Source organism: Nonomuraea sp. NPDC003709 (genome assembly GCF_040610775.1).
GTDB lineage: Bacteria > Actinomycetota > Actinomycetes > Streptosporangiales > Streptosporangiaceae > Nonomuraea > Nonomuraea angiospora_A.
Genome location: NZ_JBEXMW010000013.1, coordinates 316,230 through 328,824, shown reverse-complemented (window position 1 = coordinate 328,824; position 12,595 = coordinate 316,230). Strand labels below are relative to the sequence as shown.

Sequence of the window (12,595 nt, the reverse complement as noted above, 5' to 3'; positions counted from 1 at the left end):
GTTTCCTCGCGGTCACCAACCTGTTAAATCCGCTCTGGCCATCGCCGCAAGAAGGATGCATGATTGGGTTTCTGAGAATCCCGGTAACGTTCTCATAGGAGTTCATCTGTGAAGATCACTGGTTGGGAAGTGCTCACGCTGCCCGAGCACGGCGACAGCATGATGCTGGTCGTCGTCGACACCGACGAGGGCGTGCACGGCATCGGCGAGGTGGGCATCCGCTCGCGGCAGAAGGCGGTCTCGGGGGCGATCGAGCACCTGGGGGAGCTGCTGCTGGGTGAGGATCCCACCAGGATCGAACACCTGTGGCAGGTGATGTTCCGCCGGGGCTTCTTCCCGGCCGATCGCATCCTGTCGTCCGCCATAGCCGCCATCGACGTGGCGCTGTGGGACATCCGGGGCAAGACGCTTGGAGTGCCGGTCTACGACCTGTTCGGGGGGCGGACGCGTGACCACGTCCCCGCCTACGCCCACCTGGGCGACGAGTACTACGACCTTGAGGCGTTCCTGGACCGGGCGCGGGCGCTCGTCGCGGAAGGCTGGCGGCACCTTCGCTTCGCCGTGCCCCATGACGAGGACGGCACCCTGGACCAGCGGGCCTCGATGCGGTGGGGCATCGACCTGTTCCATGCCGTACGGCAGGCCGTGGGCGACGACGTGGAGCTGATCCTCGACGTGCACACGCGGCTCGACCTGCCCGAGGCCGTGACGTTGTGCCGCGAGATCGAGGCGGCCAAGCCGTACTTCGTGGAGGACCCGCTGCGGTGCGAGAGCCTGGAGGTGTACCGGTCGTTGAGATCCCGCACGGCGGTGCCGCTGGCGGCGGGCGAGCAGTTCGGGTCGAAATGGGAGTTCCAGCGGCTCATCGAGCAGGACCTCGTCGACTACGCCAGGGTGGACATCGCCGTGGCGGCCGGGCTCACCGAGGCCAGGAAGATCGCCGCCATGTGCGAGGCGCACTACGTCAAGCTGGCCACCCACAACCCGCTCGGCCCGGTGACGGCGGCCTCGTCGTTGCACCTGAACCTGGCTTCACCGTACATCGGAGTGCAGGAGCACCAAGCCCTGCCCGAGCTGCCGGACGTGTTCACCGCCCGGCCGGTGGTTCGAGGAGGTCGCTTCGAGATCCCCGACCTGCCCGGCCTCGGCGTCGACATCGACCGGGCCGAGGCCCGGAAATATCAGGCCATCGCCGCTGAACGCCCCCACCTGCGCACCCGCGACGGCGCCTTCACCAACTGGTGAGGATTCTTGCTCGCGAACACTCCCGACTTGGCTGGCGGCGCGTGCAGTCAGCCATCTTGAGGAACAGGGCTCGGTTGTGGTCGGCGCGAGGCCAGTTGGGGCGCTCGTCGAGCCAGAGCTGCAGCTACAGTTGGTCGGCCAGCCGCCGGGCCGCGACCTGTACGATGTCCCACGCGGTGGCGAACGGCGGCGCGTAGGACAGGTCTGACCAGGCTAAGTCATCAACGGTCGCGCCGTGCCACAACGCGGTGGCAACGGTGTCGATACGTTTGCCCGCCCCACGCCCGCCAACGATCTGCGCGCCCACCAGCCGATGATCCGACGGCGCTGCCAGCAACTTCACCGCGACCGGGTCGGCCTCGCTCATGTAGCCGCTGGCCGTGCTGCCTTCGGTGACCAGGGAGGTCACCTCGATGCCGGCGGCGGCTGCCTCACGCTCATTCAGACCGGTGCGGGCGATCTCCAAGTAGGTCGTGCCCTCGGCGAATCGGGTGATCGCAGTGCCCAGCACGCCGCCGAACCGCAGCGCGCCTGGTGTGACGAGGTTGGTGCCGACGATCCGGCCCTGTTTGTTGGCATGGGTGCCGAGTGGCATGTAGGTCCACGTGCCGGTGAGCCGATGCCGGGTCTCGCAGCAATCACCGGCGGCCCAGATCCCGTCGGCCAGGCTCCCGTCCGGCTCGGGTCGCAAACCGCCATTCGGGCCGCTCGGCAACGTGTCGAGGTCAAGGTAACCGGTGTTCGGCGTGATCCCCAGCGCCAGCACGACCAGGTCCGCCGGATAGCGCTCGCCTTCTGCGGTGTACACGCCACGTACTCGCCCGTCCGCCACGTCCAGCCGCACGACCGGTGAGCCGACCACGACCCGGACTCCCGCCTCGTGCATCCCCTTCTCGATGCGAGCGGACATGTCCGGGTCCAAGGAACTCATCACCCGAGTCCGGGTGATCACGGTGACCTCGTAGCCACGTCTCCTGGCGGCCTCGGCCATCTCGACGCCGATGTAGCCGCCGCCGGCGACAACCACCCGGCCACTGCCCTTGGGCAGCCTCCCGAGCAGGTCCAACCAGACAGCGCCGTCGGTGAGCGTTTTGACCGGCGCGACGCCGGCATACCGTTGTCCTGTGCCGGGGTGGACGGCCCAGTCCGGCACCACGGCCGACGCACCGGTCGCGATCACCAGCTCGTCGTAGCCCAACACCTGCTCACCGTCGGCATCCTGGTAGGTGACCGTGCGGGCCTGTCGGTCGATCCCGGTCGCGGTGGCGCCGAGCCGCAGGTCGATCCCGGCTGCCCGGTGCTCCTCAGCGGTGCGGGCCACCAGGGCGTTGCCACCGGACACGTCTCCGGCGACCCAGTAGGGGATGCCACAGGCGGAGTACGACGTATCGCCGGTCGCCTCCAGCGCGGTCACGGCCAGCTTGGTCCCGGCCGCCCGGATTGCCTGGTGCGCCGCGCTCATCCCTGCTGCATCGGCTCCAATGACCAGCAGACGGGTGGCGCTCACCGAGTCACGTCAATCGAGGTCATGGTTTGGAGCCTATCCAGCTCCGGACGGAGGCGGAGCCCTAGAGAAGCAGTGAGCTGACCTGCGGCGATGTCTACCGGGGAGCCTGTGCCGTTGGCCGTGGCGATCGGCTTGCCGACCTGGAGATCAGCCTGGTGTGCTGTTCGCGCTCGCTGGCGAGTCGTGGAGCCCACACAGGTTCTCCACCCGAAGCGGACGCGGGCTCCTCGCGGTAGAAGATGTCGATATCGACCTCTTCACCGCCCATGACCACTGTGTCCCACGCGTCGCTGATGACCAGGATGCGCAGAGTCTCAGCCGACAGCCGGCCGAGGTGGGCACGCAGGGCGGCGTCGTCGGGCAGGCCGGAGACGCGCTGTGACAGACGGCCCCGGACGATCCCGAGCCGGTTCATCAGTGTGTCGATGTCCGCCGCGGCCTGCGCGTCGGAACTCGGAGCGGCCTGCGCGTCGGCGCTGCCCTTGGCGATGTTGTCCTTGATGGCGCGGGTGACGCCATCTTCGTCGGTAGTGACCATCGCCTGCCAGGCGCGGCTCTTGTGCCGGTACTGGAGCATCGCCATGGCTGCCTCGTGGCGGATGAAGTCCGCGTCGCGGAAGGCCCGCCCGCGCCAGGCCTGGTTGAGCGACCGGGCCAGAGAGATGGCCGAGGCCAGCCCGCTGTTGAGCCCGCGACCCGGCCAGAAGTGGATGGCGTTGGCGGCGTCGCCGAGCAGGAAGCCGTAGGTGCCCGGAGTGGCGGACGTAGGGGCGTGCAGGCGCGCGGTGAAGCGGGGCCGCTGCACCATGTCGAGCCGGAAGGCGGTGACGGCGCTGAGGTTGTACTCGGCCACGCCGAACATCGCCAGCCCTTCCTGCACCCGCCGCCACAGGGCGGACCCTTTGATCAGGGCGGGCAGGAACAAGGTGCCGTGAGTGGAGCAGTGGAAGTCGCCGTCGCCGGTGCGGCCCATCATGCACGGGTTGGCGGCGACACACTCCTCGAACACGCGACGGACGGGATCGATGCCGATGACCTCCTCGGCCTCCTCGTCGGTGAGTCGCATGTTGAGGAAACCCTCGCCGCCCAGGGCGTTGAGCAGGTAGCGGTTCTGGGCCACGGTCAGCAGGACCGACATGGCGTCAGGCAGGTCGGACTTGACGCGTAAGCCCAGCACGACATCCTGCAGGTGCTTGCCGTTCAGGGAGTAGATCGAGCTGTCGGCGGTGCCGAACTTGCCGGTGAAATGCTCCCGCGTGCGCGAACGGCCACCCTCGCAGATGGCGAGCACATGATCCTGCTTCGCGCTGTCGCCATGCTCGTCGGGATCGAAGCGGGTGGGGACGAGCCGGATGCGGTCGGACATCTCGCCGGCCATCTCCAGGAGCGTGTCCTCGATGTAGGCGATGCGGAGGTTGCGCGGGGCTTGTCCTCGGATGGAGTCGGGGCCGGGCGGCCACATCTCGGAGTACGCCCCGGGCTTGAACAGCCGAGCCTGCACCGGGTCGGGGAGGTTCAGGTACTGGCGGCTCTGAACCGTGACGACCTGCTGGCGCCGTACATTTCCCTGATCCTGCCCCTTCCACGCGACCTGAGCACCGTCCTGCGTCCAGCGGCCGTCGTAAACAGTGACGACGACCCGTGATCCCATGAGGTGCTCCAGGAGGAGCGCGAAGCTCAGCCCGACAGGCCCACCGCCGGAGACGGTCACCCGGAGTACCGGCCCCGGATCGACCGATGGGGCGGGTCTCCTCGCCTGCGGCAGCGGGGATGCGCCGTAGACCGTGGCGACGTCGTCGGAGGGCAGGAAGCGGAACTGCTCGTCGCCGATCGTGATCAGGTCGCCCGGTTGGAGCACCTGTGAGGTGACGCGCCTGCCGTTGACCAGCGTTCCGTTTCGGCTTCCCAGATCGTGCAGGATGTAACGCCCTGCCTCGTGGCGTATCTCGGCGTGGCGGCGCGAAGCTCGTTCGCTGGAGAGCACCACGCTGCAGTCTTGCCTGCGGCCGAAGGTGGTCGGCGTGTCACCGAGCGGGAAGTGGCGGTCGGTGAGGGGGCCGTCGTGCCCGACGATGGAAGGGGGCATGATGCCTTCCTTATCGTGACAGGAGATCTAGCCATCGATGAGTCCAAGTCCATCATGTGCGACCAGAAGCAGCCGCGTAAGTGGGAAGTGCGCACATCGGTGAGTCACGTGGTCTGAGCTGCGGTTAAGCGGCGTGGTGGTATTCGTTGATCGTGCCTGCAACGACGGGTTTTCGGCGGGTGGATCGCTGGTCGTTGAGGATCAGGGTGCGGTCCAGGAGTTCGCGCGGCGCAGGGTGCCGGTGACGCGCTCGCGGATGGCGTTCATTCTCGGCGTCCGCAGCAGCGTGGTGATGATCCGCAGCCCTTCGGTTTCGAAGACCTCCCTGAAGATCCCGGTTGTGGATCAAGAACCGCGGCCCGGCGATGCGGTCACCCGGGTCCATGGCGAGGTTGCGGGCCTGCTGCACCGTCCAGGCTCCGGTCGGGTGCGGGGTCACTTCGGCCAGGTGCAGGCGTCGGGTGCCGTGCTCGATGAGGACCAGCACATACAGCCGTTTGAGCGGTATGGTCTCGACCACCGGGAAGTCGCACGCGATGATCGCGTGGGCTTGAGCGGCCAGGAACTGCCGCCAGGTCGGCCCGGCCCGGCGGGGTGCGGGATCAATACCGGCGGTGTGCAGGACCTCCCACACCGTGGAGGCAGCGATCGGGTCCCGAGGCGGGCCAACTCGCCTTGGATTCTCCGGTGCTCCAGGTCGGGTTCCCCCGCGCCATCCGAACGATCAGTGCTTTGACCGACTGGCGGGTGCAGAGCCGTCCCAGGCGCCGCCTGTCGGTGAAGGTCCATTTACGCGCCACGAGGCTGCGATGCCAACGCAGGATCGTCGCCGGGGTGACCGGGAACAGCTCCGCCCACTGGCTACGGCGAACCAGCCAAGACTACGCCGCCAGCCGGAGCCGGTCGGCGGGTTCCCACCGCGGCCGGCCACCGAGTTGACGGCGGAGCATCTGGTTCTCGTGACGGAGCACCAGCAGGTCGACATCCTTCGACAGGTCAGAGCGGATCAGCACCTCGCCAACTGGTGGACCAGCGACAACAACACCTCGCGATGGTCACAGCCGCTGCCCTGATCATGCAGCAAAATCCCAGTTCAGAACAAGCTGGCTACATCTTGTCGACGAGCTTGATCTGCACGGGCTGCCCGGGGAATGCCGGCCTGGTTGTGCCGACCTGCCGCCCGATGATCGAGTCCTCGAGCCCTGGAGTCCTCACGGACGAACGCGGATGACCGTCTTCCCCTTGCGTCGCTCGGTCGGGTTGAGGGCGGTGACGGCATCGTCGAGGGTCGCGACGTTGCCGATGTTCGTCCGCAGTCGTCCGTCCCGTACCCGCTGGACGATCTCACTCAGTTGGGCGCGATCGGACTCGACGACGAAGTCGATCGCCAGGCCGTCGGCGGGTCGCGCCTCGGGCGGCCCGACGACGGACACCAGTGTTCCTCCGGCTCGGATCAGGCCTGCGGACCGCCTGCCGATGTCGCCGCCGATGACATCGAAAACCAGATCGACTTCGCCGACGTCTTCCAGCGTGTCGTTCTCAAGGTCGACGAACTCCTGCGCGCCGAAGTCGAGCGCCTTCTGACGGTCGGCGGCGCGTCCGGTGCCGATGACGTAGGCGCCGGCCTCTCGTGCGAGTTGCGTCACCATCGTCCCGACTGCGCCGGCCGCGCCGTGCACGAGGACGCTCTGCCCTGCCTGAAGGCGGCCGTGCTCGAACAGTCCCTGCCACGCGGTCAGTCCCGAGATCGGCAGGCTCGCGCCCACCGTGAAGTCGACGTCGCCGGGCAGCGGTGCGAGGTTGCGTGCCTCGACGGCCACATACTCCGCCAGGGTGCCGTCGCGAGTCCAGTCCGTGATGCCGAACACCCGCTGTCCCACCGACCTGCCCCTGGTGCCATAGCCGAGAGCGGTGACCACTCCGGCCAGCTCGTGTCCGGGGATCGACGGTGTTCGGTCACGGTCGAGGCGATCGGTCCAGGTCGAGGGCCACTCCATCTCCGTCGGGACGAATCCCGACGCATGAACCTGAACGACGACGTCGTTCAGCGCTGCCTGCGGCTCGGGCCGTTCCACCAGTGTCATTCCGGCCGTTCCCGCGGCCTTGTCCGTCACCACAATCGCCTTCATCCGGAATCCCCCTATGTCCAGTCCTCGCCTACGCGTGTCCGCGTACGACCTCATCTCCCGAACGAGGTCGTACCCGAACACAAGTGAACCTCCACCGACAGACGGCGCCCGGGACGGCCTGGCACTCGCCGGCAGGTCAAGCCACTCATGGTGCGGATGGCTCGGGAGAACCCGACCCGGGGGGCATGGGCGGATTCAGGGCGAGTTGGCCCGGCTGGGCTATCAGATCGCGGCCTCCACAGTGTGTGGGAGATCCTGCAAGCCGCCGGTGTCGATCCGGCGCCCCGCCGGGCCGGGCCGACCTGGCGGCGGTTCCTGGCCGCTCAGGCCCACGCGATCATCGCGTGCTCAAACGGCTGTATGTGCTGGTCTTCATCGAGCACGGCACTCGGCGGCTACATCTGGGTGGGGTGACCGCGCGTCCGAGCGGGGCGTGGACGGTCCAGCAGGCCCGCAATCTGGTGATGGACCTGGGGGAGCGCATCGCCGAGCTGCGGTTCTTGATCCACGATCGCGATCCACTCTTCTCCTCCGCGTTTTGGGAGGTGTTCGCGGCCGAAGGGTTTCGGATCGACCCGCTTATCCCTACCCCACCGAGCCCGCAGCTCGACGAGGCGCCTTCAACGTAACACGACGTCCTCGCATAGCACGGGCAACGACTATCTGGACGGCATACTGATCCCCGGCGGTTTCGGTTACGCCGCGCGGGTGCCCGTCCTGGAATGGCTCAGCCAGGACGCCCAGGTGCGGCACGTGTCGTGGAACCTCACAGGTGGGAGATCTCTGGAGTACGCGGCCAACAGGTGGCGGCTTGCCATGATCCCGGAACTGGATCCGCGCGCGCTGCACGGCGCCGACCCTGCCGCACTCGTTGGCCGGCGCAAGCGGCAGCCGTCATGGCGGTCATTGCGGCACTCTGGGTCGGGCCGCGTCCCGCCGCGGCCTCAACTGCGCGTACGGTTCAGCATGACCAGCCCGGCGATGAACGACCCGAGCAGGACCGGTGACAGGACCGCGAGGGCGCCCCACACAACGAGGCCGAGATAGCCAAGCGCGGACGAACTGTGCGTCGGGTCGGCGTCAGCGGCCGCGAACAGCCCCAGGCCGAGGACGACGCCGGCCACCGTGAGCGCGATCGGCGTCCACAGGAGCACGTGGGCCCACACACGGTACGTCCGACTGTAGACACGCCGGGCCGCCGGCACATTCGGCCGCGGGGGATACCCGACGGATTCGCTCATGCCCCATTTGTACCAGCCGTGTAGGTCCCGCGCCGCCAGGGCCGGTCGTGGCGGTGCGGGGATCGTTAATGGGTCGTCATGGGGTACAGGTAGACGTTCGGCGTGCATCCGTACTCGCCCAGTTCCCCCGAGATGCGGTCGAAGTCGGTGAACCGGAAGGACGCGGCGCCCGTCGGGCCGCATCGCGACGACGCGGTCGCGCGAAAACACCACGCCGACCGCGACGACGAGCTCAGCGCTCCCGCCGGGCCTGCACCACGTCGACAGAGGGTGTATCTGCTCCGGTGGATGACCCCAAGCTGGTCAGGTGCGGGCCCAGATGTAACGACTTGCCGCTGGCCATCCGTTCTGAGCTTCTAACGGCTTCCGCAGTTGCCCGCGGGTGGTGGTCAGACAAGCGGCGCGGCTGCGCACCGAGCCGGATCCGATCACGGCAAACGGTGGCCATGTGGGTACCCGTTGTCCAAACGATTTTGGTCCTTTTAGGTCGGCAGGCGCAGTGCTCCAGGCCGGTCGGTGAGGGCACCTTCTCCTTCCTGCGGATCCGTTCGCGGCCGCGGTATCTACCGGCGGCCTGGTGCTACGGTTAGCTCTCTAGTACGCATATAAGGGGACGTATGTTCGGCATTGTCCGCCCGTGTCGGCACGTCCTGTGCAAAGGGCTCTACGCGGACTGGATGGGCCACCTGTGCGGGCTCTGCCTGGCGCTCCGCGACGAGCACGGACACCTGTCCCGTCTGGTGACCAACTATGACGGCCTGCTCGTGTCCGTCCTCACCGAAGCCCAGTCGCCCACGTCCACGTCGCGCCGGAGGGCGGGCCCGTGTGCGCTACGCGGCTTCAAGGGCGCCGACGTAGTGGAGTCGGAGGGGGTACGGCTGGCGGCCTCGGTGTCGCTGCTCCTGGCGGCCGGCAAGGTGAGCGACCACGTGGCGGACGGGGACGGCGTGTACGCCCGCCGCCCGGTGGCCGCCGGCGCCACCCGCCTGGCGGGCCGCTGGTCCTCGGCCGGCACGGCCATGGCCGGCACGCTGGAGTTCGACCCCACCCCGCTGACGGCAGCGGCCGACCGCCAGACCCTCCTGGAACGCGCCCACGCCCAGGCGTCCCCGAGGAGCAGCGCGGCACCCGGGTTACGAGAGTTGACGGGGCCTACTGAGGACGCCGTAGCCGCCGCGTTCGCGCACACAGCGGTGCTCGCGGGGAAGCCGCACAACCGGGAGGCCCTGGAGGCGGCCGGTCGCGGATTCGGGAAGCTGGCACACCTGATCGACGCGGTGGAGGACCTGGCCGACGACCGGGCGTCCGGGGCGTACAACCCGCTGGCAGCCACCGGCACCGGCCTGGACGAGGCGCGCCGCCACTGCGACGCCGCGCACGCCGAGCTGCGCGCCGCCGTGGACGGGCTGGACCTGCCCCGACCTGGCCTGACGCGAGCCCTGCTGGTGCGGGAGACCAGCAGCGCCGTCTCCCGAGCCTTCGCCATCGCCGGAACGCACGGCACCGGCCACCCGCTCGGCGACCCCGACGTGCCGCCGGGACAACGGCCGCCGAAGCGTGATCCCGGCGGGCTGCTGTCGCTGGCGTGCGCCGCGCTGACCTGCTGCACGTGCGGCCTGTACCGGCCCGCCTGGGACGAGGACCGCGAGGGCTCCTTCTGCGAGCGCTTCGACTGCTCCGGCTACGACTGCTGCGGCAACTGCTGCTCCTGCTGCCCGGGCGAGGACGGCTGTTGCTGCGACGGCTGCAGCTGTGGCTGCGACTGACCGCCGCGGGAGTCACGTCAGCAGGGTCTGGGCGATAAGCCCGGTGGCCGATGCCGAAGCGCCCGGTCAGGATCGCGACCCCCGGAGCGTGCCGTCAGACCCCACCACCGGCGGTCAGTCGTGCTCGGTGTGTGCTCGTAGGCCCCGTCACGTGCCGTCAGGGCCTGGCCCTACCGGAGATGAAAAGCGCGCAAAGACGGCACAAATCGCCATCAGGCGGCGCCGTGCGGCGCTAAAAGATCTTGCTTCTAATCCGACGGTCGCAGGTTGGAATCCTGCAGGGCGCGCTTCTCTACCTGCGGAAACTCCAGCCGCGCTCGTGCGCTGGGACGGCATGGGGCAAATATGAGGCAAAGCTGAGTCAGTCGCTGAGCTGCCGCCCCCGTGCGGACGCGGCGTTCAGCACCAGCCGGGCCGTCTTCCGGGCCGCCTTGTGGGCCACCTCCGGCAGCACCGAGACATGGGTGTCGGCGGTCAGCACGATGCTGGCATGCCCCAGCATTGCCTGCACCACCTTCAGATCAGTGCGCGCGGCCGGCGCCAGCGTCGCGGCGCCATGCCGCAGATCGTGCAGCCGGATCGGCGGCTGCCCGGAGGCGGCCACCAGCCGGCGGAACCGGCCGGTGAGGTAGTCCGGCCGCAGCGGCGCGCCGTCCGCGGTGGTGAACACGTATCCCGAGTCCTGCCAGCGGGTTCCCGCCCTCGCGCTGAGCCTCTCTTGCCGCTCGCGGCGCCGTATCAGCCCCCGCACGGTCTCCGCGTCCAGGGCTACCTCTCGGCAGCTGGCGGCGCTCTTCGACGGGCCGACCACGATCTGGTCGTCGGCGTGCACCTGCTGCTGCGCTACCGTCAGCTCCGCGCCCTGCAGGTTGACGTCCGTTCAGCGCAGCCCGGCCAGCTCACCGCGGCGCGGGCCTGCAGCGCGGCCAGCCACCAGCCGGTATACAGGCGGTCCTGCGCGATGTCGGTCAGGAACGCCGCGAGCTGTTGTTCGGTCCAGACCGCCACCGCCGGACGCTCTCCCGCCTGCTGCCACCGGGCCGTCCGCCCGGCGGTCCAGACGATCGGATGCGGTCGCCGGGGGTGGGCAGTTCGGCGCCGTTGGCCGGATTGACCGGGATCAGCCGGGCACGGACCGCCGCGTTCAGCGCGGTCCGCAAGGTGGCGTGGATCCGCACCACGATGGCTGGCGACAGTTGGTGGCCGGGCGGCGAGGGACGGGACGCGAGTAGTCCGTTGATGTCGCGAGAGGTGAGCTTTAGCAGCCGGATCCGTCCCAGGTGGGGGATGAGGTAGAGGCGGATGTGTGTCGCGTAGCCCTGCTGGGTCGACGGACGCAGAGCGTCCTTGGTGGCCAGCCAGCCTGCCAGCCACTGTCCGACGTTGCATCCGGCCCCTGCACCGTCGCGGTCAGCGGTGATCAGAGCCTGGCCAGCGGCCCGGGCTTCCTCGCGGTCGGCATACCCGCAAGGGCGGATGCGCTGCCGCTGCCCGTCCAGGCCGCGTATTTGCACCGCGAAATACCAGCTACCGTGATCGTCATCTACCAGCAGACGCGGACACGTGACGCCTCGCTGACGTCCCGTTTCCGCATCCACACAACCGCATCGCCTACTGACCTGCACACGGGCCTTCGCCATTTGCCCCACCCCCACCATCCACCGTCCGTGACGGCGGGTATGGGAGCCAGTTGTCGGCAGGCGCACAGTCGATCTCCCAGCGGTCGCTGGCGTTCCACCAGTATGGCCGCACTTCGACCGACCAGGTCGTGCTGAGCTGAGCGCAGAAGGTGCGCACGGCCTGAGCGCCACTGATCGATCGGTAGGCGGATGCTGCGCACGTCCAGGTCCACGCCGACGATCTCGGCGTCGGTCCCGAGTAGGTGGGCGGCCTCGTCGAGGGTCGGCCGTGCCGCGGCACAGGTCCAGCCAGCGTACGGGCCTGTTCCGACCGGTGCGGCGGAGCCACGCCGACGATGTCGAGGTTGTAGCTCTGCACCTTATGCCCCTGCCGCTGCAGGCGATCGGCCGGAACGCGATCACGGAGTATCGATAGGCCGGCGAAGGACCGGCCGGGCTCGGCTGCGTCGGCACCGGATTCGGTAAAGCGGCGGCGCGTCACGCTGTTGGCAAAGGCGCGCGATGTCACTCTTCGGGAGAAAGGGGAGCACCGGTATGAGCATCGACGCTGATTCGCTTGAAGAGCACCCTCTTCTGGTCAAGCTGCTCCGGGAGGGAAAGCCGGACACGATGACGCTCTGGGGATACGTGGGCCCCTCGGAGCACGACGGATCCATCGCGCTGTATCCGAGCCTGGAGAACCTGGGCTCGGCCATTGAGATCCCCAAAGGGGACATCCTTCATGTCGAAAACGTGCCCCAGAGCGTCATGCTCTTCGGCGCGAAGGTCGTCTGGGTGCGACGGAGCGCCACCGTCGTCGTCCGGCAGGCCGACACAGCCGAGGACGCGGTGACGTCGGAGGACATGCGGGATATACGCACGGGCCGGCTCCACATGCGGGTCAAGACCCAGCGCTCCGACTGCCATAGCCCCTGTGCGACCTGCAGGGACTGCAGCAGCGTGTGTATCTCCAGCTGCCGGGTGAAACCACCGCAGGAGTGA

The 12,595-nt window shown here is 68.5% G+C and carries 12 protein-coding genes; 4 read left to right on the top strand and 8 right to left on the bottom strand.

The window, feature by feature from the left end:
• Positions 1-108 precede the first annotated feature (108 nt).
• On the top strand, positions 109-1,245 hold the full coding sequence (locus tag ABZX61_RS35680) for a mandelate racemase/muconate lactonizing enzyme family protein (protein ID WP_350727283.1): 1,137 nt from the start codon (positions 109-111) through the stop codon (positions 1,243-1,245).
• 124 nt (positions 1,246-1,369) lie between these two features.
• Here the strand turns inward: ABZX61_RS35680 and ABZX61_RS35675 are convergent, their stop codons facing one another.
• From ABZX61_RS35675 to ABZX61_RS35655, 5 genes are all read right to left on the bottom strand, one after another.
• Positions 1,370-2,752 (bottom strand): FAD-dependent oxidoreductase, encoded by a 1,383-nt coding sequence (locus ABZX61_RS35675; RefSeq protein WP_355200505.1) that lies wholly within the window; start codon positions 2,750-2,752, stop codon positions 1,370-1,372.
• A gap of 94 nt (positions 2,753-2,846) precedes the next feature.
• Complete coding sequence (locus tag ABZX61_RS35670; RefSeq protein WP_355200503.1) at positions 2,847-4,838, bottom strand: FHA domain-containing protein; 1,992 nt, start codon at positions 4,836-4,838, stop codon at positions 2,847-2,849.
• A 124-nt stretch (positions 4,839-4,962) separates the two neighbouring features.
• Positions 4,963-5,472, bottom strand: coding sequence for a hypothetical protein (locus ABZX61_RS35665; protein ID WP_355200501.1), 510 nt, complete (start codon positions 5,470-5,472; stop codon positions 4,963-4,965).
• Positions 5,473-5,719: 247 nt separating this feature from the next.
• The gene (locus ABZX61_RS35660; RefSeq protein ID WP_355200499.1) at positions 5,720-5,851 is read right to left on the bottom strand and encodes a hypothetical protein; all 132 of its coding nucleotides are present in this window, start codon (positions 5,849-5,851) and stop codon (positions 5,720-5,722) included.
• Between the two features lie 198 nt (positions 5,852-6,049).
• Positions 6,050-6,967 carry an NADP-dependent oxidoreductase gene (locus ABZX61_RS35655; protein ID WP_355200497.1) on the bottom strand — a complete coding sequence of 306 codons (918 nt, stop codon included), beginning with the start codon at positions 6,965-6,967 and terminating at the stop codon, positions 6,050-6,052.
• Between the two features lie 344 nt (positions 6,968-7,311).
• On the opposite strand from ABZX61_RS35655, the gene ABZX61_RS35650 reads away from it, so the two are divergent.
• Positions 7,312-7,596, top strand: a complete 285-nt coding sequence (locus ABZX61_RS35650; RefSeq protein ID WP_355200495.1) for a hypothetical protein — start codon at positions 7,312-7,314, stop codon at positions 7,594-7,596.
• Between the two features lie 315 nt (positions 7,597-7,911).
• Here the strand turns inward: ABZX61_RS35650 and ABZX61_RS35645 are convergent, their stop codons facing one another.
• Complete coding sequence (locus ABZX61_RS35645) at positions 7,912-8,208, bottom strand: hypothetical protein (protein WP_355200493.1); 297 nt, start codon at positions 8,206-8,208, stop codon at positions 7,912-7,914.
• Between the two features lie 617 nt (positions 8,209-8,825).
• Between ABZX61_RS35645 and ABZX61_RS35640 the strand changes: the two genes are divergently transcribed.
• On the top strand, positions 8,826-9,974 hold the full coding sequence (locus tag ABZX61_RS35640) for a DUF5685 family protein (RefSeq protein WP_355200491.1): 1,149 nt from the start codon (positions 8,826-8,828) through the stop codon (positions 9,972-9,974).
• 361 nt (positions 9,975-10,335) lie between these two features.
• On the opposite strand, the gene ABZX61_RS35635 is transcribed toward ABZX61_RS35640, so the two are convergent.
• Both ABZX61_RS35635 and ABZX61_RS35630 read right to left on the bottom strand, forming a co-directional pair.
• Positions 10,336-10,806, bottom strand: a complete 471-nt coding sequence (locus ABZX61_RS35635) for a tyrosine-type recombinase/integrase (protein WP_355200490.1) — start codon at positions 10,804-10,806, stop codon at positions 10,336-10,338.
• 136 nt (positions 10,807-10,942) lie between these two features.
• Positions 10,943-11,614: a hypothetical protein gene (locus tag ABZX61_RS35630; RefSeq protein ID WP_355200488.1), complete on the bottom strand. Its 672-nt coding sequence runs from the start codon at positions 11,612-11,614 to the stop codon at positions 10,943-10,945.
• Positions 11,615-12,148: 534 nt separating this feature from the next.
• Here ABZX61_RS35630 and ABZX61_RS35625 point away from each other — a divergent pair.
• A complete protein-coding gene (locus ABZX61_RS35625) occupies positions 12,149-12,595 on the top strand; it encodes a hypothetical protein (protein ID WP_355200486.1) in 447 nt (148 codons plus the stop codon).